Source organism: Nostoc sp., assembly GCF_036918015.1.
Lineage (GTDB): Bacteria > Cyanobacteriota > Cyanobacteriia > Cyanobacteriales > Nostocaceae > Nostoc.
In genome coordinates, this window is the sequence record NZ_JBALEO010000060.1 from 198,783 (window position 1) to 222,506 (window position 23,724).

Here is a 23,724-nt window from a genome sequence, read left to right on the forward strand (position 1 = left end):
TTCATCAAGTTGAATTCACCAATATTCTTAAATGAACACAACACATCAAAGACAGAGCAAACAAACTGCTCTTATTACCGGTGCAGCCGGTGGAATTGGCTACGAATTAGCATGTATTTTTGCTGCTCATGATTACAATCTGGTATTAGTAGACAGAAATGCACCAAAGCTAGTAGAAATTGCAGTTCAATTCCAAAAAAAATTTGGAATTTTTGTCAAGGCTATTGTTAAGGATTTATCCATATCAACGGCTCCTGAAGAAATTTTTACAGAACTGCAAAAAGCCGATATTAATGTTGATGTGCTGGTAAATAATGCCGGATTTGGTATCTATGGATTATTTCACGAAACAGACTTAGCTGCTGAATTGGAAATGCTACAGGTAAATTTGGTGTGTCTCACCCATTTAACCAAGCTATTCCTGAAGCACATGGTCAAGCAAGGTGAAGGTAAAATATTAAACGTCTCCTCGGCTGCTGCTTTTCAACCTGGGCCTTTAATGGCGGTTTATTTTGCTACTAAAGCTTATATCTTATCGTTTTCAGAAGCGATCGCTAATGAATTAGAAGGTACAGGTGTCACTGTGACAGTTCTTTGCCCAGGCTCAACCGCATCTGCTTTTCATGAAAGAACCGGAATGGCTGACTCTAAGTTGCTCAAGGGTAAGAGGATGATGGATGCACGAACAGTAGCTGAAGTTGGTTTTCGTGCCTTAATGAAGGGTCAAACCATTGTCATTCCTGGTTTACTCAATGCAATACTGGCAAAAAGCGTCAGATTTGTACCCAGAAACTTAGTGACAAAAATTGTGCGAAATATGCAGGAGGATAAGTAAGCTGGTTGTCATTTGTCATTTGTCATTGGTCATTTGTCATTTCTCCGCAATATCTCTCTTGTTTCATCCAGGAGATGAGCTTAGTCAACATCAGTATTGCCAACACTTCAAATCCCAGCTAAAATTCTCTACCGCAACAGCAGCAACATAATTGTTAGCGGGTACTAGTTCAAAAAGACTCCAGTCTTCAGTTATCTCTAACTTGGCTGGTTGTGTGGGAGTCAGCGATACTTCAACTTGCTCTAACTGGGATAGTCCGTCTCCAGTTGCTTTTAAATAAGCTTCCTTACAAGTCCAGTAACGAAAAAATACTTCTTGCTGTTGGTTGGGAGATAGCGATCGCAACATCTCATATTCTCTCGGTAAAAAGAACCGTTTGGCAAGAGCCTCAATATCAGACATCGGGCGAATATATTCTAGGTCTACACCAATTGGGCGAGTGCAATTCACCGCACACAAACCCAAACCTTGGGAGTGAGACAAGTTAAACTCCAGTCCACTATCGGCAAATCTATCTGCTAATCCTGGTTTGCCACGCTGCTGATAATTAAACTGCACTTGTAAGGGCTGGATACCCAAATAGCTACCTAATATAGTTCGCAGAATACCACGACCAGCGATGAAACGCTGTCGATGTTCCTGAAAATAGAACCGTTCAGCACGAGCCGTTTCGTCACTGGAAAGAGTTGCTGCTAAATTTTGCAGTTTTGTTTCCGGTTGGTCAAGGTCTATGCGCCAGACATGAATCTCATCCGGTAGCAAAGTTAAATCCGTCGGTGCAGGTAGCCAAATATAATTAGAAGCGGTCATTGAGTCAAAAAGTCAAGGGAGTTGTACTTTAATAGTTTGTTTAATTACGACGATTATTATGGTTGGATCTGGTTTGACGCTTTAGCATTACTATATACAACTGCGCGTGTTTTTCCTAGAATCTGCCATAGGTATTGTTAGATATTAAGTCTAGCTGTAAACATAAATATAGGTAGCCGCGATCGCTTTTGCCAGCTAAATATTATAATTTATTACTCTATATCTATGCTCCTCAACTCCACATTAAATCCCCTGAGAAAGCATACTTTAAAACTCTTGACAGAGAATCGCAAATTTTATTTCGGCTACAACATTAGCTATTACAGTATTGCTCAAATGAACTACGACCAATGTCTGCAAGTGTTCTGAAGTAGATATCTCTTCAGTAGTAAATAGTTTTTCTCAGAAAGTGTTAAATCTGGAACAAAAAAACCTTGCCAAAGCTTGTTAAAAACCTATTACAACTACTTTTTTGTAGAACATAGTGAGGATGAATGATTATAAATTTGGAGTACTTTGCCTTTTTTATACTGCTACTAGCAGCGCTGCTATTAGCAATTAGGCAAATGAGCGTTGCTTTGGATGAGTTAGATATTGCGCGTTTTACTCTCTGGACAGGTATTGCTTCTGTTCTTGCTGGTTTACCAATGATATTGTGGTAGCTTCTGGGTCAATGCCATCCTCTCTATTTTGGACTTCCAAGCAATACGACTCCATCCGTAGAATATGCTAGCAACTAGAATATCGTCTCGCCTACTACTAGTTTGTCAAATTCATTTTGACGGTTAGAGAGACGCGATAAATCGCCGTCTCTACAAGGAATTTATCCGTCAATTAGTTCTTGACAGACTACTACTCTGTTCGGTTTTGCTCCAACCATTCTAAAACCCGATTCCATGCCCACCAAAGATCGGGGTCTTGTACTTGACGCTGGCACTCTTTGCTGCTCAAATAGCCAACATGGCCGCCGTATTGAGTGAGTAACAAATCTATTGCGGAATTGCGATCGCACGCTTCTTCTAATTCTGGTATGATAGCTGGGTCAAAAAGTGGGTCATCAGCAGCATATAAAATCAAAGTTGGTTTCGAGATTTGCGGCAATATTTGTAAAGCACTACTCGCTTGGTAATATGCTTCCACGGAAGGAAAACCTAGTCGGTTAATTACCAATTCATTGTCAAAACCCCAGATGCTATTCGCCCGTTCAATCGCTTCTGGGTCAATACTTCCAGGATGGGCATCATGAATCCGCCACGCTAGTTTTTTTAAATTTTGGGCAATCCCGGCTTCCAAATATCTGCCGAAGGGCTTTGTAACCAGATAAGATAGCGATCGCTCCGAATCCAAACTCGGACAAATCACCATACCACCGCCAATATCGCTATCTTCTAGCCCTAAATCTCCATACTCCCTAATCACCTCACCAGCCACCTTCAGCGCCCATAGCGCCAATTGCCCCCCTAAAGAAAACCCTGTAAACCAAAATTTCCCCGGACATCCCATTGCCTTCGCAGCGGCGGCAATGCGAACAAAATCTTCCCCCTCATACAAACCATCAGAAGTCAGAGTCGGGGATAATTCGGCAGTTTTCCCGTGGGCACGCCAATCAAATAACACCACAGCATACCCTTGAGCATAAGCCTTACGTCCTAGCACTCTCAAAAACCATTCCGTTTTTAACTCTCCGGTAATGCCATAAGTACCGATAATCGTGCTGTGAGCATTTTCCGGGATGGCAACCAAGCCAAAAATTGGCACACCTTGGCCACCAATGAAGATTTTCTCGTGATAAGACGGTTCTGGGTCTTTAATAGTACTTTGCCAGTTACGTTTTCCCCACAAAGCGGTGTATACAGTCATCATCACACCGTTTTGTAAAAACCAAGACGGATTGTAGGGGGGAGTATAACACATCATAGACTATAAGATTTCGTGTAATTGAGTCTTGATTTCACAGTCATTTAATCTTAATATTTATGTAAGATTTAAAAACTTTTTCATCATTGATTCAAAAATCTTTGTATCTATCAAAGGTTGTTAATTATCCTTAATAAGTAGTAATAATTTTTTAAGAATGCCGAGGATTCTTGTCATAGACGATGACCCAGCGATTTCAGAACTAGTTGCCGTCAACTTGGAAATGGCTGGCTACGATGTTAGTCAAGCTGAAGACGGCATCAAAGGTCAAGCGCTGGCTCTCCAGCTACAACCAGACTTGATCATGCTCGATTTAATGTTGCCCAGGGTAGATGGGTTTACCGTTTGCCAACGCCTGCGCCGAGACGATCGCACCTCTGAGATTCCCGTGTTAATGTTGACGGCTTTGAGCCAAACTCAGGACAAGGTGGAAGGCTTTAATGCTGGCGCAGATGACTACCTCACCAAACCTTTTGAAGTTGAAGAACTGCTGGCGCGGGTGCGGGCACTTTTGCGGCGGACTGACCGGATTCCCCAAGCCGCAAAGCATAGTGAGATTCTCAACTATGGCTCATTAACCCTCGTTCCCGAAAGATTTGAGGCAATATGGTTCAATGAGACGGTGAAATTGACTCACTTGGAATTTGAGCTACTTCACTGCTTACTGCAACGCCACGGTCAAACAGTTTCTCCCAGCGAAATCCTCAGAGAAGTTTGGGGCTACGATCCTGATGATGACATAGAAACGATTCGAGTGCATATTCGCCACTTGAGAACCAAGCTAGAACCAGATCCCCGCCATCCCCGCTATATCAAGACAGTGTATGGTGCTGGATACTGTCTTGAATTACCCGGTATACCTCCATCTTCTAATGAAGGGGCTTCGGTAACAGTCGTTGAATGAAATTCACGCTAAATTCCCTTATCTAAGCTATCACTTAGGCAAGAACTCTCTGTAACTCTTATTCCTTACCGCTTAGTTAAGGTTATTAGTGGGATTTAGTAGTATGTAGAGATGTTGCAATACAACGTCTCTACAAGTGCATCCGTGATTTTTAATAAAAAGCGTCTTTTGTCAATGAGTTAAGATACTCAAATTAATTTGAGTGAAAATGATAATCGTGTGATAGAGAGGGAGAGGATGTGATTTTCAGTCACACTCCTCTGCCTCTTTTTGATTATCATTATTTTCAAAGTCTTTGACAGCTTAAACATTATATGAAAAAGTTATGAAAAAGTATTGTAACGACAGAATAACTTTGTCAAAAACGTGCTTAATTCTTAGGTAAATTCAATTATGAAATTGAAATAAGTTACAAAATTGGAGTTAATGAGAATGCGCTTTTTTATAAAAGGTTATTTGGTGAGTATGTTGGCTGGAGTTGTAAGCTTAGTGGCGAACCAAGCTTTGGCAGTAACGGGGCCAGGAGCTACTATGAAGAATTCCTTTCCCCAAGATAATTCATGTTTAAGCACTTCGAGTTATGGGGGAATTATTAATAACTGTAGTTACAGTGTTCAAGTCGTAGGAACTCTGCAACTGTCACCAGGTTCTCACCCAACGTCAATCAGAATTTATGGAAATAATAGCTCGTGTCAAGCAGTTTCGATTAATGGTGTTGGAAACGGTGGCGCGTTTAGTTCTCTAGTTTATACTACTTCTGGGCCAAAAGATTGGCAAACCCTGAATCTCGGTAGCCTTTCTGTATTTGATGGGCCTGATGGGAATAGCGAAACAGGTACACTTTTTAGGTGTTCGCTCGAAGCTGGTGGCATTATAGGCAATTTCACAGCAAAGTAAGGTTTCTGAAGGTAGATATTAGCCGTCATTGAATTTCTTAAATTGTAGTGCGATCGCGCTGTTTTACCACAGCGCGGTCTTGTTTCTACTTATTACCGCACAATAAACCAAACCGAACTAACCCGCGCTCATAACCGCGACGCATCAACCCCAGTGATAACGCCCCTTGAATGGTAGTCCAACCGGCATTGAGTAAGCCCCAAAGTGCTTGGGGAGTAAATGCCGAATCAATGACTACATTCCAAAAAGGGGCGACGGCGGTTGACCAATCGGCGGTGCGAATATTGTTTAATGGAAGTTGAAGTGCGATCGCTTCATACTCTGGTAAAGAAATCACATAAGGCAAACAATACACCCGATAAATATCCTGCAAATGCTTTTCCTCATCCGCCGTCAGTGCTAACTTATCAGTCGGTCGATGACACCAAGTCACCATAATTAACTTTCCGCCAGGTTTTAACACCCGATAGCACTCCTGGAGAAACTTAGTTTTATCTGGCATGTGTTCGCCGCTTTCCAGCGACCAAACCAAGTCAAAAGAATTATCAGCAAAGGGCATTGCTTGAGCATTGGCGACCTGAAACTGAGCTTTTAGACCCAAATTCGCTTCCGTTGCGCGTTCCGTTGCTCTGGCAGCTTGCACAGGACTCAAAGTAATCCCTGTAGCCTTAGCATTAAACTTTTCTGCCAGATATAAAGAACTGCCACCAATGCCACAACCTACATCAAGGATATTTTCTGCTGCTTGTACCCCCGCCCAATTGAGCAGTTCCTCGATTAAATCAATTTGAGCTTGACGGCGGTCTTTTTTCTGGCTGCCATCGACACCGTAGTAGCCGTGGTGCATATGTTCGCCCCAAATCTGTTCCCACAGACCAGAGGAAGCATCGTAGAACTGCTGAATTTGCTGGTAAAGTGTTGCACTCATGAAAAAAGTAGTATTGAGACGAAGTAGAAGTCAAAAAAAACTATACAGGTAGGCTACCATGTATGTTTTTAATTAAATAAGGGTATTTTTACTTCCAGGGAAGGTAAACCGAGATTTATCCTCCTGGGAAAAATTTCTCAGTTTTACCTTAATAAACTGTTATTGCTCAAATTTATACCAATTCTCTAAAAAAAACTACATATAAAAGAAGTGTAAATCCAGATTCAATCTAACTTTCTGAATTACGAATTACGAATTACGAATTACGAATTAATTATGACTGTCGCTCGCACAATTTGTTTGGGGTTTCTGGCTGTCATTGCTGTTGGTACTATCCTGTTGATGATGCCTTTTTCAACTAGCGATGGTACATGGAATAACCTGATTGTGGCACTATTTACCTCCACATCCGCGGTTTGTGTCACAGGTTTATCAGTAGTCGATCCTGGTACTTATTTTTCCTTTTGGGGTCAGTTATTTATTGCACTTTTAGCTCAGATTGGTGGGTTGGGCTACATGACAACTACCACATTTCTGATTTTGCTCATTGGTCGGAAATTTGATATGCGGCAAAAAATTGCTATTCAACAAGCTTTAGACCGACCGGGGATGAGTGGTAGTTCCCAAGTCATCCGTTCAATTATTGCCACAACTTTAATTTTTGAAATTACCGGAGTCTTCTTACTTCTACCAGCATTTGTTCCAGAGTATGGGTGGAGTCAAGGACTTTGGCTGGCGATTTTTCATAGCATCAATGCTTGGAACAATGCTGGGTTTAGTTTATTTAAAGATAACTTAATTGGCTATCAATCATCCTTTTTAGTAGTCTTCACCATCAGTATGTTGATTATCTTTGGAGGAATTGGCTATCAGGTAATTTTGGAAATGTATCTTTGGTTGCGCGATCGCATCCTCAAAAAAATTCATAATCAGACATTTTCCCTAGATTTTAAAGTTGCAACCAGCACAACTATTATATTATTAGTAATCGGGTTATTTGCCTTTTTCTGTATAGAGATTAGAAACCCTCAAACATTTGGATCTCTAAACTTTCGTGACCAGCTATTAGTAGCTTGGTTTCAATCAGTTACTCCCAGAACTGCCGGTTTTAACACCATTGATATTAGCAAAATGACTACTGCTGGTCTATTTATTACGATTGCGCTGATGTTTATTGGTGCAAGTCCAGGTGGTACGGGAGGAGGCATGAAAACAACAACTCTGAGAGTTCTAACCAGTTGTACAAAAACGATTCTCCGGGGAAAAGAAGAAGTTTTATTGTACGATCGCAAGATAGCAATAACTTTAATTTTGAAAGCTGTAGGTGTGTTAGTAGGATCGGTAGCAACCGTGATTTTTGCCACCATTTTAATTAGCCTCACAGATCCAACATTAGATTTTATTCAAATTTTGTTTGAAGTAGTATCAGCCTTCGCTACCGTGGGGCTTTCTACAGGCATTACAGCAAGTATCTCTACAGCGGCAAAGCTGATCTTAATTGTCACCATGTATGTTGGAAGAGTAGGTGTTTTGCTACTGATGTCTGCCGTACTAGGAGATCCCCGTCCTACTAGAATTCACTATCCTGAAGAAAATTTACTCGTGGGATAGTTAAAGGAGAGGGCATACAGAGTGCCAGAGAAAAAATAACCAATGCCCAAACTGATAAAATATACATTCTAAGGCAAAAAATAAAATTTTTAATTCAAGCGGTATAACCGTTTTTTGCCCTAAATACAGGGAGCCATAATAAGGATAAAAAGGGTGAATCTGTCATCATTAAGTTTTTTTCGCAGTTTACGTAAAGATAACCAGCAATTTGCTGTAATTGGGTTAGGTCGTTTTGGTAGGTCTGTTTGTTCCACACTGCACAATTTTGGTTATCAAGTGCTGGCAACAGATATTGATGAAAAACGAGTTTCAGAAGCATTAACTGAGGGAATAGTTGGTCATGCTTTGCAACTAGACTCTACAGAACCAGCTGCACTCAAAGAAGCTGGAATTTTTGAATTTGATACTGTAATTGTCGCGATTGGCAACTACGTTCAAGAAAGCATCATAACCACCCTAAATGTGAAAGAGGCTGGTGTCCCTCATGTAGTTGCCAAAGCTTCTAGTGAAGTTCATCGTAAACTGTTGCGGCGAGTAGGAGCAGATCATGTTGTTTTTCCTGAGTATGAAGCGGGTTGTGCCTTAGCGCGTACTCTTACCAAACCAGCAATTCTAGATCGGTTTGATCTCGACCCAGATAATAGTATTGTAGAGTTGATTGTGCCTGATGAATTTCACGGCAAAACCATCACTGAACTGCAACTTCGTAACCGCTACGGTTTAAATTTGCTAGCAGTAAGCCAGGATGGAAAATTTCAAATTAATCCTGATGCTACCAAGCGTTTAGAGCGTGGTTCAGCAATGGTTGTTATTGGTTGCAATAAAGATATTAATCGTTTGCCGATTTAAAAAAGTTAGGAGTTAGGAGTTATGCAGTGTGCAACTTTTACTCAAACCTAACCTCCAGTAGAGAATAGACTTATTGCATGAATCAAAAGCCCTCACCCTAAATCCCTCTCCCAAGCTTGGGAGAGGGACTTTGAAATTGGCTCCCCTTCTCCCAATTTTGGGAGAAGGGGTTGGGGGATGAGGGCAAATCGCCTTAACTCTGAGTTTTTTATTGTCAGGGACTTGTTGAAGTGGATTGTGGTTCAACTGAGACAGGCACATCGCTAGGGTTCGCGGGCGTTTCTGGTTGATTTGGCGTCTGTGGCTCAGGTGTTTGTACTGTAGAATCTGAACTCTGAGAAGGAGTAGCTGTTTGACTGGCTTGAGGTTGCTGTTGCCCAGTTTTCTGAGCAATTTGCTGCATTAGCTGCTCAATTTTCTGGGCTTGTTCAATGTTACCTTGCTTACTGTATTCATTGTGAGCGCGTTTCAAAGCTTCACTGGCTTTTTTGAACTCGCCCTGATTATATAAAGTTACTCCCAAGTTATAGTAAGTTGAGGCGCTTTTCGGATTTAGGCGAATCGCTTGCTGATAAACAGAAACAGCCTCAGAAGCTTGACCATGCATTGCTAGCAAACTTGCCATGTTGCTGTAGGCTGTGGCATTTTTAGGATCTAGCTTCAAAGCTTGGCGATAATTGGCGATCGCAGGCTCGATTTGACCTTGTTGTTGCAAGGCGATCGCTAAGTTAAGATAAGCATTGGCATTGCTGCCATCTAGATTAATTGCTTGCTGGTATGCAGCGATCGCTTCCTCTAACTTTCCTTGTTCATATAGCAACAAACCCAGATTATACAGCGCTGCCACCCTTGTGGAATCTATCACCAAGCTCTGGCGATAAGCTGTAATTGCTGCATCTTTTTCTCCTTGTCGATGCAACACTAACCCTAAGTTGTAATAAGCTTCGCTAGAATTGGGATTAACTTTTATCGCCTCTGTAAATTCTTGTAAAGCTACATCCAGGCGATTTTGCTCCATAAATATATTACCCAGATAATTTCGTGCTGCCCCAAGGTTAGGATCTCGCTGCAACGCTTGGCGAAAGGCATATTCTGCACCTTGTAAGTCTTGGCGGTTATAGCGCGTAACTCCCTGCTGGAAAAAGCTAGCTGCTTCAAGATCCTGAGAAATTGCAGTTTCTGCCAGCAGCTTGCTAACTGGGAAATTAGTAATTGTCGGTGCAGCCAAGAGCAAAAATGCAGAACAGCCACCGAGTGTCACCTGACAAAATAAATTTAACCAATGAGAAAATGGGTATTTTTCAGACATTAATAGCAGACCTGTACTTATTTTTAACTCCTCATAAGTCAGAGTACCCACCACGAAAGAAAAAATTCCCAATTTCCAACTTTTAACTTCTAACTCTTGTACAGACGCGATTAATCGCGTCTCTACTTCTAACTCTTGTACAGACGCGATTAATCGCGTCTCTCCCCACTCTCTACTCCCACAGCTGACGGCAAAATTAGCATGGCATCGCCGAATGAATAAAAGCGATATCCAAAAGCGATCGCTTCGTTGTATATATTTAATAACCGTTGTCTGCCAATTAGGGCACTTACCAACATCAACAAACTAGAACGCGGTAAGTGAAAATTCGTAATCAAACCATCTACCACCCGCCATTGGTAGCCGGGATAAATAAACAAGTCTGTTTTTCCGCAAAATGGTTGTAAATTACCCGATTGCGCTGCCCCTTCTAAAGCCCGTACTGCCGTTGTTCCCACAGCAATAATTCGACCGCCAGCAGCTTTAGTGGCGCGGATTTGCTCTACTGTAGCAGCAGGAACTTCAATCCATTCTTCATGCATCTGATGGGTAGTTACATCCTCCACTTCCACAGGGCGAAATGTGCCGACACCAACGTGTAGTGTGACAAAAGCTTGATTGATTTGGCGATCGCCCAACTTTTGTAATAATTCTGGGGTAAAGTGTAATCCTGCCGTCGGAGCTGCGATCGCTCCTGGCTGTTTAGCATAAACTGTCTGATACTGCTCATCAGCAGCTTCTGAGGTAGTGATGTACGGTGGTAACGGTACTTCACCAAATACCTCTAACAGTTCCACCAAAGTCTTTCCCTCTGGTACATCAAATTGCAACAAACGCCCTCCGGTTGCTGCGTCTGTTTCTAGAACCGTAGCGGTGAGTTGGGGGTTAGGGGCTGGGGACACTTCTCTACGAGAGGCTGCGCCAACGACAAGCTCAGTGCATCGCTGGGGGCTGGGGATTGGGGAAGAATCTTTATAATCCCGAATCCCTAATTGCCTTGGTTCAAAAATAATCTTCGCTCCCAGTTTAAAGCTTTTTCCTGGCTTGACTAAAGCTAGCCAACAGTTATGCTGCCGTTCTTCCAATAGCAACACCTGGATTTTCGCACCAGTGGATTTATGACCATAAAGCCGCGCTGGAATCACTCTTGTATTGTTCATAATCAACAAATCACCAGAGCGCAGCAATGCAGGCAAATCATGGAAAATATGGTGTAGAGGTGCTGCTTCGATGCCTGTAGTCGGAGAATCAACTACCAGTAACCGTGAACTATCTCTAGGAACTGCTGGGTTTTGGGCAATGAGTTCTGGAGGTAGTTCGTAGTCATAGCCAGCTACCGAGCAATCTAATTCAAAATCTTTTGCTTGTGGACGAGATGTATCTTTCAAATTGACTTGTACTAGTTTTTGCTTTATTTAGTATTTATACTCTCTTAAAAAGGTTGAGTTAAGTTTTCCCTTCTAAAGGAACTTTAAGGCATTTTCGCTCAGTTTTGTCGCTAGGCTATAAGATTGTTACTATTAAGTAACACGGAAAAATTAACATAAAAATTGGGTAAACCTCCCCATCTAAAAACGGGGGCTTTTACCCTACCGGGAACAGGTACTTATTGACGAATATAGATATGTAGGATTGGCTTTGATCCCAAGCACCAACAAACATGGAATACTTGTACTATCTGGCAAATGCCAGTCTAACCCTGAGGGTCGTTCAACACCTCCACGCTAGACCCCAGACACCAGTTTCGTTCGTCACCGTAATTCATCAAATTGATGGCTGGGTGGTTAGGATCAAACTCAAAGGTCAAGTCTCGGCCCAAGAAGATGGCGACTTTCGGGCTTTTCTGAATGAATTAGGAATTAGCTACGAACCGCCAATGAGGGTGCAAATGGCACTTTGGAGTTTGGAAGCGGGACAGTGCCCTGTGGATGTGATGCGTCGCTATCAGGTAGCGATCGTTTCTCATGGTAGCCCAGAAAGAGACGAAATTGAAGCGTTCCGGCAGCAGTTTGTCCGGGGCTTAGGTTACTGTCCAGAAACTTTGGCGTGATGACTATTTGGTTGTAACGCCACTACAAAATTATTGGTCATTGGTAATTAAGATATTTTATCGATTACCGATTAACCATTATCAATTAAAGAGTCGAAAGCTGCTGGAATGTATTCTTGCAGCTTAAGCTTATATCCGTCTACTGATGAAGTAGCTAGAGCTTCCTGATTTGCTGTAACCCCAGTTAGATTTTTTGATATTTTTTGGCAGTAGACAATAGCAACATCAAACCTACAAGAATAATCTGCCTTCTCAGGGTACTGGGCTAAAAATATTCCAGCTGTACGCCAAATTTTTGCTTGCTTTTGTGGGGTGATTGCGCTTCTTCCCCCGGCATCCCAACTACCTGAACTACGGGTTTTGACTTCAACAAATGCCAATAATGAGTGCTGAGTAAGGAGTTTTTCACCAGTTCGTCCATCATGTTGAGCAATAATATCAATTTCTCCCCAGCGGCTAGAAAAGCGACGATGGAGAATTACCCAACCTGTAGATTGCAACCATTGGGCTACTAAGTCTTCTCCTAGATGACCAATATCTGGATAATGAGATGGAGGAAGGTTAGCCATTGACTAAAAATATGATGAATTCTGTAAATTCTAGGTTAAGCGATGCCCTTCGACAGGCTCAGGGTAAGACCTGCGGCGGGCTACGCCTACGCACTGCGGGTTTTATACTCGACTCATCCAGCACTGAGTTGGGGTTTAAGCGTAAAAAAAACCATCACATTTGGGTAAGTATACTTAGCTTATTCCTTTGGGGAATAGTTGGCATCACCGCAACAGTCGGTTTTACTCCAACAGCTTTGGCACTTGAATATAATAAAGAAATTTTGGTTGAGGCTGATTTTTCAGGACGTGATTTAACAGACTCTAGCTTTACTAAAGCTAATCTTCGCCAGAGCAACTTCAGCCGAGCTAATTTGAACGGTGTCAGTTTCTTTGCAGCAAATTTAGAGTCTGCGAATTTGGAAGGTTCTGATTTGAGAAATGCCACTTTAGACTCGGCTCGTTTAGTCAGAGCAAATTTGACAAATGCACTGTTGGAAGGTGCCTTTGCTGCTAACGCCAGATTTGATGGTGCAATCATAGACGGAGCAGATTTTACCGATACGCTGCTACGTCCCGATGAGCAAAAAAAATTGTGCAAACTTGCCAAAGGAACTAATCCGATTACAGGACGAGATACGCGTGACACGTTGTTTTGTCCTTAATATTTTCTACCTGGATATGGGGTATGGGGTATGGGGCATTAGTTATTAATTCTTCTCCCCCTGCTCCCCCTGCTCCCCCCACCTCCCACTCCCTACTTAACCTACCAACCATCTGCACCAATCTTTTGACAAACAATTTGCATCCCTTTGCCTGGTGAAGAATTAGCTACAAAAGGTATTTCTCCTTTTTCTCGATCCTCTTGAAGTAGCTGTCCATCGGAACCATAAATCGCAATGCGATTCCGAAAAAGCCGCGATTCTTTGCATGAAGCATCGAATGTAGTCTCGAAAATGCCATCACCATACATTCCGTAAAGCTTGTATGTAGTGCCTTTTATAGTTTCCGTATCCAGAGCTACACTGTTTCCTAATTTATCATGCCCTACAGTGATATATCTTTGTGCATTTTCAGCGATGGCACTACCATTACTTAATAAAATAGCGATCGCTCCCACCATGCCGCCTATTTTAAAATACATACAGTTTCAAAATATCAGATTTCATATATTTCTACCCGCAATTAAAGGAGTTCTGGCAGGGTAAAAGCACTGAAATCAAGACAGAGCAAGGTGTTATACTAGTTAGTAACACTTTATGGGAAGCGTCAAGCACTAAATAAAACAGGAGTCAGAATACAGAATTCAGAATTCAGAATACTCTACTCATAAAGGGATAGAGTTTTCAGGCGAGAATATTTTAATTTTTTTCGCCCACCAGGGGCGAAAGCGCGTAGCAGGACGAAGTACGGTTTTAACCAATATTCATTACCCACTCGTACAGAATTCATACTGAATTCTGACTCCTGAGTTCTGAATTCTTCTTATAAATAGCTGCAATACTTTTCAAAGTATGAGTGAAACACTTGCCGATATTGGCATACCGCCCCAGTTTCCCGATCACACTCAACTACCAGAGTCGGATGGTACGTTTGTGAAAAATTTTCAAGAGCATCCCCAAACCGTCATTTTGACAGACTCAATTGCTCAAGTTTTGCAACGTTTACATCCAGATGGAGAGTATTGCATTGGTCAAGATTGTGGTATTTACTGGCGAGAAACCGAACCACCAGAAAAAGGAGCAGCAGCACCGGATTGGTTTTATGTCCCTGGTGTACCACCAAGGCTAGATGGCAAAAACCGCCGCTCCTATGTTTTATGGCGGGAATACATACCGCCATTGATTGCCGTAGAACTAGCTAGTGGTAATGGCGATGAAGAACGAGATGTCACTCCTTTACCTCTAGCTGGTAGTAGGGAAGGCGCAAAACCAGGTAAATTCTGGGTATATGAGCGAATAATCAGAATTCCCTACTATGCCATTTATGAAATTAGTAATGACAAACTGGAAGTTTATCACTTGGTAGATTTTTCATACCACAAAATGCAGCCTAATGAGCGAGGTCACTACCCAATTCCTCCTTTAGGAGTAGAACTAGGGTTATGGCAAGGAAGCTACTTGAATAATCCTGAGCAATTTTGGTTGCGCTGGTGGGATTTAGAAGGGAATCTGTTACTGATTGGTAAAGAAGAAGCCGAGTTGCAAAGACAAAAAGCCCAGCAAGCAGAACGAAAAGCTGCACAATTAGCAGAACGGCTCAGGGCAATGGGTATCGACCCAGAAGTAGAGTAATACTTACTAAGTTATGGTAAGCCGAAAAACTTAGTAATCACGGATAAAAGCTTACCATAGACTTCAACTAGCTTCACCGTAGTAGGCAAATCAGCGATGTCTACGACGCTCACTGAGCGTAGCCGAAGTGCGGGCTACCCCAACGCACCTTTCAAGAACTTGAGGGCTGTTTTTGCTATCTTCTGCATGGCTCCATTTTTTAGGTTTGGCAGTGCTGCGATGTCTACGACGGGCTACGCCTACGCACCTGATAACAAGTCAAGATTGTATCTGATTTTGTAAGTTACTTGCAAAATTTTCAAAGTTCTGAATTAAAATTGTTTACATACGTGCGATCGCTAAAAAAGCGAATTATGAATACTTTTGTTGTCAAAGTAAGCGCTTTTTGGGATTCTGAGGTTGATGTTTGGGTAGCTAGCAGTGATAATCTACCTGGGTTGGTTACAGAAGCTTCTACTATTGAGTTGTTAACAGCAAAACTCAAAGCTATGATTCCAGAACTTATTGAATTAAATAGAGTTGAATCTGGCAACAAAGATTACATTGATTTATACTTAACAACCCATCGTCATGAATCAATCAAAGTGGCTGGCTAATGAGTGTTTCCTTTACTCCTGAAGTTAAAAAGCTTTTAACAGAAGCCGGATGTTATTTTAAAAGGCCAGGGAAAGGAGATCATGAAATTTGGTATAGCCCAATTACAGATAATAACTTTGTAGTTGATAGTCAAATAAAATCACGTCATACTGCAAATTGAGTATTGAAACAAGCTGGTTTAGATAAGCATTTTTGAGTTTATTAGGAGAGCGTAGGCGTTGGCGTAGCCTCTCCAAGAGTTGCCCGCCGCAGGCATCGCGCCAAAATATGACAGATTAAGATGCTTATGATTTCACTGGAGGCGATCGCATCTGTGTTCAAATGGGAACCATAAAAAAATAAGCTAATACATCACACTAGATTGGTTTACCCATGTCTGACGAACAAGAGCGTAATTCCGCTTTTAACGCTGCTGCCAACATTAACGTTCAACACGCCCAATTACAGGATTTATCCTTAAGTGCAGCCCGTAGATTATATAAAGGTGGGATTCGATCTGGCGATCGAATAAGAACCAGAGTGCAAGCCCAAGAAATGTTAGATAAAATCCCTCCATCTCAAAGAGCAGGGATTGATGGCAAATCTACTGATATTAATACCCAAAAATACCTATCAGATAAACACGCTAGTCATATCAAACCGCATAGCAAAGGCGGCTCAAATGATCCCAAAAATATCAAGTGGGAAAACGCCAAAGATAATTTAGCCCGTGGCGATAAACCCATGACTTCGCAGGAGCAAATGAGACTAGATGCTAAATGGCATTTTGACAACCTAACAGGTGCAGTCAAAGCAGGTGTTAAAGCCGCGCCTCTGGGAGCAGCCATTGGTGTAGCGACGACAGCACCATTTTCGTTACTAACCAACGCGCTGCGGGTAGTTCGGGGTGAAATTTCTGCACAAGAAGCCGCTATAGAAACATTGAAAGATACCGTAAAAGGCGGCACAGTTGGCGGTGTAACAGCGTTTGTAACCACAACATTAGCAGCAGCTTGTCCACCAATTGCGATCGCTTTAACCGCAGCAGCACCAGTTTTAGCTGTTGTTGGAGTTGCGGGTATGGTTTACGAGTTTTTCAAAATCCTCGATGACCATAAACAAACGGTGAAAATCTATTATGAATCTTTAACTCAACAAGAATTAGAAAGATTACAAACAATTGAGAACGAACTGATTTATGAACACCAGAAAAATCTAGAGTTTTTGGCCGAAGCGCAAGTAATTAATCAAGAAATTACAAATCGTCCAATTGCACCGGGAATAGAAGGGGCTATGCAACGGTTACGTGAATCAGTAGCTATTGCTCAGTCTTTAGGACTAGCATCAACTGATAGTAAATTACTGCCTGATTCTCAACTTCTTTACCTTCCTCCTCATTCCTAGAGAATTAGTCAAAAATTGTATGATTTTTATAATTCCTCTTCTGTTTGGTGCTTTAGGGGCGGCAGTTGGTGCTGTCGCAGGTGCTTTTACTGCTCATGCTGCTGGAGAAAAGGACAGACAAGCAGGCAAGCATCACAGACAAGTTGCAAATGAATTAACAGACAAATACGCCAATTTAGAGAAGAAATATTATGAATTTGCTGATCAGAGCAAAAGGCAGATTAATGATTTAACTCGCCAACACGCATTAGATGAAGTAGAAAAAGACTGTTTGCGTTTGGCAGTGCGATTGCAACAGAATCTCATTTCCTTAATGTGGGAGATTGATAGAGAATCTACAACAGATGCTTTAAATAGATTTCAAGCAGCAGTGGAGCAAACTAACCAAGTTCTATACCTCTTAAAAGAGAAGTTAATTATTGTTCCTAATGACTACTATGCACGTCTTTTAACAGAAACAGCAGCAACTAAACAAATCAATACTGTCAAACCCAACGATATTGGCAGTAAAACTATTCTCAGTGTTGATTTAGGTAGAACTTCCACAAAAAGTTGCGTGAGTCGTGAACCAAGCAATGTGGTGTTCGTACCTGCCAATATTAAGCAGATGTCAATAAACCAAGTACGCGGCAATGTGTTTGAAGCTCGTGCTACTGACCCTCTGATGGATTTGTGGCTAGAGTATCAAGATAATGGATATGCTCTTGGTCAACTAGCAGCAGATTTTGGGGCGAATTTAGGAGTTGGCCAATCTAAGGTAGAAGCTGCACTAGTAAAAGTGTTAGCAAGTGCTAGCTACTTCAAACTCAGAGACGATATCTCAGTTGTACTGGGTCTGCCTTTTCTTTCCTTAGAGCAATTTGAAAAGGAAAAAGCATACTTGATTAGTCAAGTAGGCGGACCTCATGTGTTGAACTTCCGAGGCGAATTTGTGTCGCTGAACGTCAGTAAGGTATGGGTAATGCCAGAGGGCTATGGCAGCCTGTTGTGGTCTGAAGCTCAACCTAAAAAAAGTCCTGACAGTCCCGATTTTACAAAAATATCGGTAGCGATCGTTGATATCGGACATCAAACCGTCGATCTTTTGATGGTAGATAAATTCCGTTTTACTAGAGATGCTTCTAAGAGTGAAGACTTTGGTATGAATAAGTTCTATGAACTGCTATCTGCTGAAATAGAAGGTGCTGATAGTCAATCTCTAGCGCTGATTTCTGCTGTTAACAAACCCAGAGGCGAGCGTTTTTATCTTCCTAAAGGCGCAAGCAAACCCACTAACTTAGACGATTTTCTTCCCAACCTCACGGAGATGTTTTCTCGTGAAATCTGTAGCCGTGTTCTAGCCTGGTTGCCAGAGCGTGTAACTGATGTGATTATTACTGGTGGTGGCGGTGAATTCTACTGGGATGACGTTCAACGTCTACTCAAGGAAGCAAAGATTTATGTCCATTTAGCGGCACCCGCTAGGCAAGCTAATGCTTTGGGGCAGTATATTTATGGTGAGGCGCAATTAGACGCCATTGATCGCCGTGCTAGGTCAGAAAACTGATGTTACTTTGAATTTATCCCAAAGCAAAGATAATTTTTGGTAGCTGTAAAAATTTATTTAAAATACCAGTAAAAAATGAAAATTCAACTTTCTCATGATGTTAAAGATAAACCTTATAAAGAGTGTATTACTCCTAAGCAAGGGAAAAATTTTAAGGCAGGACAAGAATTACTTGTCAATGTAGAAAATATTCAAAAGTTACCAGATAAATGGGAGTTTTGTTATTTTGATTTAGAAAAAGAAGTGACTTACCAATTTTATATAACGCACGATGAGATAAAAAATGATTCTAGAGAAGAAATAAAATTTTTATTAATTGTTATTGAATCTGAGTTTGAAGAACTAATTACAATACCCGAAATAAAGGAATTGATAGACTCTCAGAGGGTAGCGATATTTCTTACAATGACTACATTTGAATTCCTAGATACTTATCAACCCTTTGAGCGATATTATCAAAGGCTATCTTGAAATAGGTGCGTGACTATCAATCGATACAGCTTGTTAACAATCACCAATGCCCTATTCGCAGTCTTGCCCATGACGATCGCACTATAAAAGTCAAAAAGCTTGAACAAAGACTAATCGCAACATTGAGCAGGAACTAGCTAAAAAAGATCGATGTTTATTAAATTGACACTTAATTGATTAGTTCAGCATACTAGTTAAAGTAATTAAATCCAGGATTCGACAGAAAAGCTGTAAACTTGCTGAATCCTAGTGAAGTCGCTGTCAGCAGAGACGAGAGTAATATTATGATAAATTGCTGTTGCGGCGATCCATAGATCATTATCATCAAAACCTAGATCCTGAATGCGGGTACTGCGGCGTTTGTTTTTTTCTTTTGGGGCAAATTGACGAAAAATGCGGTTCTTCAGTTGACTGTATATCTCAGCTATTTATTTATTGATCAGATAAATATCAATCTCTGTCAGGAATGCTTGAACCACTTGTAAGTTCATCTCTCGACGCTCTGATTTTTCCGTCATGTAGAGCAACTCACCATAGCTAATGATGCTAATCCCAAAAGGATCTTGAGCATAGCTTTGAGCAGTTGCTACAACTTGAGGATTGTTGTTAATGAGATAACTACAGTGATTGGTATCCAGCAAATACATAAATTATTGGCTTAAAACTTCGCTTTTGAGCGGGTTGCATCCAGAAATGCTAGGCACTCTTCTAGGTCGTCTCCATGCCAAGTACCAGCAAATTTGAGCAAGTCTTGACCTGTAGAACCTCGTCGGATCACAGATTGAGAACGATCGCCACGTTGTTTTATTTCAGCGATCTTAGCAGCAAAATCTTCTGGTGGTTGTGCTAGCGTCTCATCCTCCAGAGGAGAATCGAGCGGAGTGTGTGCTTGCTCTAAAGATGCCAGAATCGAAGCTCCAGTGGAAGGTGATTTGGTCACTTCTGATTGAGATGGAACTGTTTTCTGAAAACCAAGAAATGCTATATATTGCTCAACTTGAGTTAGTTGGTCATCTGGAAGTTGAGCAATCTGTTGTTGAAGTTGACGGCGGCGCTCAAGCATAGTCATCGGACACCTCTCAGGAACTACTGAACTTTCATTTTACTTGATTGATACAGTAGGAGTGGTTTTGGCGATCGCACTATAAAAGTCACAAAGTTTGAACAAAGACCGATCGCACTCCACCAAATACAACTGTACCTCCAAATTTACTGCACACTCTTAAGCCACTCAGTAATCCCCTGAGCGATCGCATCAGCCATTTTCTTCTGTTCTTTTGGGTTCACTACCTGCTCAAATTCATCGGGATTGCTCATAAAACCCAATTCCAGTAACACAGATGGCGCATCTACTGGGCGTGTCAGCGCCAAGTTATCCCAAAACACACCATAAGAAGGTCTACCGAGTTTCTTGACTACATACTTCTGTAAAAATATTGCGAGGTTGTGGGCTTGGGGTTGATACCAAAAAGCGCCGAAACCCTTGATTTTCTCGGCATCACCATCATCGGGTAGGGAGTTGTGATGTATGGAAATAGCGATCGCAGGTTCTTCTTGACTGATAATTGCCTGACGTTCTACCAGCGAAACTTCCTTGTCGTCCTCTCGCGTCATCACCACCGTTGCTCCTCGCTTCACCAATTCGTCGCGCAACAACTTAGATACCACCAAATTCACATCTTTTTCTAAATATCCAGTTGGGCCACTGGCACCAGATTCTTTACCGCCATGCCCTGGATCTAGTACAATCTTGAAATTAGCTAAAGGCTTGCGTCTTGTGTTCCCAATTTTAGGTGGATGACGCAAAGCCAAAACCAGGGTTGTACCGTCGTATCTCAGCTTATATCCCCACTGTTGAGCTTTTTTGAGGTTAAAGGTGTATTTTACTTGTCCTGGGGCTTCCTGTTGCCAGTCTAGGCGATTAATTAGGGGGTTATCATCCAGGCGAATGATGTCTGTTTGGGCAGTGGTATTGTAGAGAGTGAGAGCGAGAGTTTGCTCACTTTGTTGTACGCTCACGGGTACGGGAACTTGCAAAGGGAAAACTATCTCTGTCGCACTAGGGAGTTGACGGTATCCGACACTGCGAATTATTGTTTGTGGCGGAACTGCACCAGGTAAAATGCGGGTTTCTTTGCTATTAATCCAAGCGCCATAATCTAGGCGCAACCATTCACCTTCCCTACCTGTAACTGTTGCGCGTGTGCCTTTGGGCAGTGGTGTAAGTCGAGAATGATCGGTGCTAGGGCCAGTACGAGCCACGCCTGATTCTACTGTAACCTCAGAAACTGGCAACTGCGATCTTGAGAGGATTTCAATCTTACCAGATCCTGGTTGAGTTATCGTCTTGCCGTCAAGTGTCAGTTGAAATTGAGGTTTTCCCAGATCGGCGGCTGTTGCCACTGTGGTGCAACCTTGATAGTTGCCTACGCTAGACTGGGCATGAGGCTGATTTTGACCTGTCAAAGCTGCCAAATTACTTGGTAGTTGTGCTTGTTGAGGTTGTGGTAAAAGGGCAATAGTTTGATTAGCCAGGGTTACAGAGACATTAGCGTTAGAGGGTGCGATCGCACTAAAACAAATTACTTCTCCTGGTAATCTGGCAATGTCAACTGCGGGAGTCAGGGAATCTTTCGCAAAGGCTACCCCCTGTGGTAGTTCCGGGCTAGCGTTAAGCCTGATCACCTTAATCTTAAGTTCTTGATTCTGGCGACGCACAGTAAAAAGATTCTCCCCCAACTGCAAGGGGAAACTAGGGGAAAAATGACCAGCTTTGCTGCGGGTAATTGGCTTACTATTGATCAAAACCTGACCATCTGGTGGTGCAGTGCCCAGAAAGAAGATTTTTTGGGCACTTGTCTGGTAGTTTGTCTGGGGAAAAACAACTATAAGAGATGGCTCTGCCAATGCAACTGAGGAGGTGAGAATACAGCCTAATATTACTAATCCTAAGAGGTTTTTCACAGCAAATCACAGAAGATGACACCACAACAACTGTGGCACAATGACGGGATGTATTTTTAGAAGTTGTTAGAAATTCAAAATACTATGACTAAGTTTATCTTTGTTACTGGAGGCGTAGTTTCCAGTATTGGTAAGGGCATTGTAGCAGCAAGTCTAGGGCGTTTGCTCAAGTCGCGCGAATATTCGGTGTCGATTCTCAAACTCGACCCTTATATCAATATCGATCCTGGAACGATGAGTCCCTTTCAGCATGGGGAAGTATTCGTTACCCAGGATGGGGCGGAGACAGATTTAGACTTGGGGCATTACGAACGCTTTACCGATACCTCAATGTCGCGCTTAAACTGTGTGACTACTGGCTCAATTTACCAAGCAGTCATCAATAAAGAGCGACGCGGAGACTACAATGGCGGTACTGTCCAGGTAATTCCTCATATTACCAATGAAATTAAAGATCGGATTTTGCGAGTTGCTAAAAGTACAAATCCTTCTGTAGTAATTACAGAAATCGGCGGGACAGTAGGGGATATTGAATCACTACCGTTTTTGGAAGCAATTCGCCAGTTCCGTAAAGAGGTGGGACGGCAAAATGTGCTGTATATGCACGTAACGCTGGTACCGTGGATTGCCTCTGCGGGTGAAATGAAAACTAAGCCGACACAGCATTCAGTTAAAGAACTGAGATCCATTGGTATTCAACCAGATATTTTAGTTTGTCGCAGCGATCGCCCCTTACCCAAAGGATTAAAACAGAAATTGTCGGGATCTTGCGATGTCCCTGAAGAATGCGTCATCACTTCCCAAGATGCCAAAAGTATCTATGAAGTACCGCTAAATCTAGAACGGGAAGGAATGGCAGAACAAGTGCTGAACTTGCTGCAAATGGAACAACGTAAACCAGATTTGACGCAGTGGCAAACCTTGGTACAACGCTTACATAGTCCCAAGCATGAAGTAGAAATTGCCATTGTTGGTAAATATGTACAGTTAAGTGATGCCTATTTATCTGTAGTGGAAGCACTAAATCATGCTGCAATCTCCACCTATGGCAAGCTGCGTCTCCGTTGGATAAACTCAGAAGATTTGGAAACTGAATCAGCTGAAACTCATCTTGAAGGTGTCGATGGCATAGTTGTACCAGGAGGTTTCGGGGTTCGGGGAGTCGATGGCAAAATTGCCGCTATTAAATACGCGCGCGATCGCCAAATCCCCTTTTTGGGTTTATGCCTGGGTATGCAATGTTCTGTGATTGAATGGGCAAGGCACGTAGGGGGATTAACAGGTGCTAACAGTGCTGAATTTGACCCCTATACAATTGATCCCGTAATTAATTTATTGCCAGGACAGCAAGAAGTAGTGGATTTAGGGGGTACAATGCGCTTGGGACTATACCCTTGTCGTGTTCTCCCTGATACTTTAGCTTTCAAGCTCTATCAAGAAGATGTGATTTATGAACGACATCGACATCGATATGAGTTCAACAACGATTACCGCGATTTGTTGTTAAAGTCTGGTTATGCGATCAGTGGTACTTCTCCTGATGGACGCTTAGTTGAAATTGTGGAATTACCCAAGCACCCATTCTTTCTTGCTTGTCAATTTCATCCAGAATTTCAATCACGCCCCAGTACCCCTCATCCCTTATTTAAAGGGTTCATTCAAACAGCGATCGCTCTTTCCCTTTCGACATCTAGCACACCAACACCATTGGAGGTGTCATAACAATTCGTAATTCGTAATTCGTAATTCGTAATTACGCTTGAAGACTCGCTACCGCTGCGCTAACGTAATTCGTAATTCAAAATTAATTT

The 23,724-nt window shown here is 42.1% G+C and carries 25 protein-coding genes; 14 read left to right on the top strand and 11 right to left on the bottom strand.

Going from position 1 to position 23,724, the window contains the following annotated elements; genetic code table 11:
* Positions 1-31 precede the first annotated feature (31 nt).
* A complete protein-coding gene (locus V7K61_RS14555) occupies positions 32-835 on the top strand; it encodes an SDR family NAD(P)-dependent oxidoreductase (RefSeq protein WP_335054031.1) in 804 nt (267 codons plus the stop codon).
* 90 nt (positions 836-925) lie between these two features.
* Here V7K61_RS14555 and hetI read toward each other — a convergent pair whose 3' ends face one another.
* The gene (hetI, locus tag V7K61_RS14560; RefSeq protein ID WP_335054033.1) at positions 926-1,645 is read right to left on the bottom strand and encodes a 4'-phosphopantetheinyl transferase HetI; all 720 of its coding nucleotides are present in this window, start codon (positions 1,643-1,645) and stop codon (positions 926-928) included.
* A 494-nt stretch (positions 1,646-2,139) separates the two neighbouring features.
* Here hetI and V7K61_RS14565 point away from each other — a divergent pair, with 494 nt between their 5' ends.
* Positions 2,140-2,307, top strand: a complete 168-nt coding sequence (locus tag V7K61_RS14565; RefSeq protein WP_180277755.1) for a hypothetical protein — start codon at positions 2,140-2,142, stop codon at positions 2,305-2,307.
* A 190-nt stretch (positions 2,308-2,497) separates the two neighbouring features.
* Here the strand turns inward: V7K61_RS14565 and V7K61_RS14570 are convergent, their stop codons facing one another.
* Complete coding sequence (locus V7K61_RS14570; protein WP_335054035.1) at positions 2,498-3,562, bottom strand: YheT family hydrolase; 1,065 nt, start codon at positions 3,560-3,562, stop codon at positions 2,498-2,500.
* 157 nt (positions 3,563-3,719) lie between these two features.
* Between V7K61_RS14570 and V7K61_RS14575 the strand changes: the two genes are divergently transcribed.
* Positions 3,720-4,466 carry a response regulator transcription factor gene (locus tag V7K61_RS14575; RefSeq protein ID WP_094347548.1) on the top strand — a complete coding sequence of 249 codons (747 nt, stop codon included), beginning with the start codon at positions 3,720-3,722 and terminating at the stop codon, positions 4,464-4,466.
* A 432-nt stretch (positions 4,467-4,898) separates the two neighbouring features.
* The gene (locus V7K61_RS14580) at positions 4,899-5,363 is read left to right on the top strand and encodes a hypothetical protein (protein WP_335054037.1); all 465 of its coding nucleotides are present in this window, start codon (positions 4,899-4,901) and stop codon (positions 5,361-5,363) included.
* A gap of 85 nt (positions 5,364-5,448) precedes the next feature.
* On the opposite strand, the gene V7K61_RS14585 is transcribed toward V7K61_RS14580, so the two are convergent.
* On the bottom strand, positions 5,449-6,291 hold the full coding sequence (locus V7K61_RS14585) for a methyltransferase domain-containing protein (RefSeq protein ID WP_335054039.1): 843 nt from the start codon (positions 6,289-6,291) through the stop codon (positions 5,449-5,451).
* 276 nt (positions 6,292-6,567) lie between these two features.
* On the opposite strand from V7K61_RS14585, the gene V7K61_RS14590 reads away from it, so the two are divergent.
* Positions 6,568-7,902 carry a TrkH family potassium uptake protein gene (locus V7K61_RS14590; RefSeq protein ID WP_335054041.1) on the top strand — a complete coding sequence of 445 codons (1,335 nt, stop codon included), beginning with the start codon at positions 6,568-6,570 and terminating at the stop codon, positions 7,900-7,902.
* Positions 7,903-8,055: 153 nt separating this feature from the next.
* Positions 8,056-8,751: a potassium channel family protein gene (locus tag V7K61_RS14595; RefSeq protein WP_292726573.1), complete on the top strand. Its 696-nt coding sequence runs from the start codon at positions 8,056-8,058 to the stop codon at positions 8,749-8,751.
* A 214-nt stretch (positions 8,752-8,965) separates the two neighbouring features.
* On the opposite strand, the gene V7K61_RS14600 is transcribed toward V7K61_RS14595, so the two are convergent.
* Together V7K61_RS14600 and queA are read right to left on the bottom strand one after the other, a co-directional pair.
* A complete protein-coding gene (locus V7K61_RS14600) occupies positions 8,966-10,060 on the bottom strand; it encodes a tetratricopeptide repeat protein (RefSeq protein WP_335054043.1) in 1,095 nt (364 codons plus the stop codon).
* Between the two features lie 149 nt (positions 10,061-10,209).
* On the bottom strand, positions 10,210-11,475 hold the full coding sequence (gene queA, locus V7K61_RS14605) for a tRNA preQ1(34) S-adenosylmethionine ribosyltransferase-isomerase QueA (RefSeq protein ID WP_335054124.1): 1,266 nt from the start codon (positions 11,473-11,475) through the stop codon (positions 10,210-10,212).
* A 245-nt stretch (positions 11,476-11,720) separates the two neighbouring features.
* Between queA and V7K61_RS14610 the strand changes: the two genes are divergently transcribed.
* Positions 11,721-12,110 carry a hypothetical protein gene (locus V7K61_RS14610; protein WP_099103349.1) on the top strand — a complete coding sequence of 130 codons (390 nt, stop codon included), beginning with the start codon at positions 11,721-11,723 and terminating at the stop codon, positions 12,108-12,110.
* Between the two features lie 71 nt (positions 12,111-12,181).
* Here the strand turns inward: V7K61_RS14610 and V7K61_RS14615 are convergent, their stop codons facing one another.
* A complete protein-coding gene (locus tag V7K61_RS14615) occupies positions 12,182-12,679 on the bottom strand; it encodes a YraN family protein (RefSeq protein WP_335054045.1) in 498 nt (165 codons plus the stop codon).
* A gap of 11 nt (positions 12,680-12,690) precedes the next feature.
* On the opposite strand from V7K61_RS14615, the gene V7K61_RS14620 reads away from it, so the two are divergent.
* Positions 12,691-13,323, top strand: coding sequence for a pentapeptide repeat-containing protein (locus tag V7K61_RS14620; RefSeq protein ID WP_335054047.1), 633 nt, complete (start codon positions 12,691-12,693; stop codon positions 13,321-13,323).
* Positions 13,324-13,424: 101 nt separating this feature from the next.
* Here the strand turns inward: V7K61_RS14620 and V7K61_RS14625 are convergent, their stop codons facing one another.
* Positions 13,425-13,802 (bottom strand): hypothetical protein, encoded by a 378-nt coding sequence (locus tag V7K61_RS14625; protein WP_335054049.1) that lies wholly within the window; start codon positions 13,800-13,802, stop codon positions 13,425-13,427.
* 370 nt (positions 13,803-14,172) lie between these two features.
* On the opposite strand from V7K61_RS14625, the gene V7K61_RS14630 reads away from it, so the two are divergent.
* The 5 genes from V7K61_RS14630 to V7K61_RS14650 all read left to right on the top strand — a co-directional run bounded on the left by V7K61_RS14630 (position 14,173) and on the right by V7K61_RS14650 (position 18,949).
* A complete protein-coding gene (locus V7K61_RS14630; RefSeq protein ID WP_335054051.1) occupies positions 14,173-14,952 on the top strand; it encodes a Uma2 family endonuclease in 780 nt (259 codons plus the stop codon).
* Positions 14,953-15,305: 353 nt separating this feature from the next.
* Complete coding sequence (locus tag V7K61_RS14635; protein WP_335054053.1) at positions 15,306-15,548, top strand: DUF1902 domain-containing protein; 243 nt, start codon at positions 15,306-15,308, stop codon at positions 15,546-15,548.
* A 373-nt stretch (positions 15,549-15,921) separates the two neighbouring features.
* Positions 15,922-16,932, top strand: coding sequence for a hypothetical protein (locus V7K61_RS14640; protein ID WP_335054055.1), 1,011 nt, complete (start codon positions 15,922-15,924; stop codon positions 16,930-16,932).
* A gap of 475 nt (positions 16,933-17,407) precedes the next feature.
* Positions 17,408-18,478, top strand: coding sequence for a ParM/StbA family protein (locus V7K61_RS14645; protein ID WP_335054126.1), 1,071 nt, complete (start codon positions 17,408-17,410; stop codon positions 18,476-18,478).
* Between the two features lie 75 nt (positions 18,479-18,553).
* Positions 18,554-18,949: a hypothetical protein gene (locus V7K61_RS14650; RefSeq protein WP_335054057.1), complete on the top strand. Its 396-nt coding sequence runs from the start codon at positions 18,554-18,556 to the stop codon at positions 18,947-18,949.
* 203 nt (positions 18,950-19,152) lie between these two features.
* On the opposite strand, the gene V7K61_RS14655 is transcribed toward V7K61_RS14650, so the two are convergent.
* From V7K61_RS14655 to V7K61_RS14670, 4 genes are all read right to left on the bottom strand, one after another.
* Positions 19,153-19,377: a PIN domain-containing protein gene (locus V7K61_RS14655; protein WP_335054128.1), complete on the bottom strand. Its 225-nt coding sequence runs from the start codon at positions 19,375-19,377 to the stop codon at positions 19,153-19,155.
* Entirely contained in the window at positions 19,378-19,596 is a 219-nt protein-coding gene (locus V7K61_RS14660) for a type II toxin-antitoxin system VapC family toxin (protein ID WP_335054059.1), read from the bottom strand.
* A gap of 11 nt (positions 19,597-19,607) precedes the next feature.
* On the bottom strand, positions 19,608-20,018 hold the full coding sequence (locus V7K61_RS14665) for a hypothetical protein (RefSeq protein ID WP_335054061.1): 411 nt from the start codon (positions 20,016-20,018) through the stop codon (positions 19,608-19,610).
* A 140-nt stretch (positions 20,019-20,158) separates the two neighbouring features.
* Positions 20,159-21,913 (bottom strand): N-acetylmuramoyl-L-alanine amidase, encoded by a 1,755-nt coding sequence (locus V7K61_RS14670; protein ID WP_335054063.1) that lies wholly within the window; start codon positions 21,911-21,913, stop codon positions 20,159-20,161.
* Between the two features lie 84 nt (positions 21,914-21,997).
* Between V7K61_RS14670 and V7K61_RS14675 the strand changes: the two genes are divergently transcribed.
* On the top strand, positions 21,998-23,635 hold the full coding sequence (locus V7K61_RS14675; protein ID WP_335054065.1) for a CTP synthase: 1,638 nt from the start codon (positions 21,998-22,000) through the stop codon (positions 23,633-23,635).
* Positions 23,636-23,724: the final 89 nt, after the last annotated feature.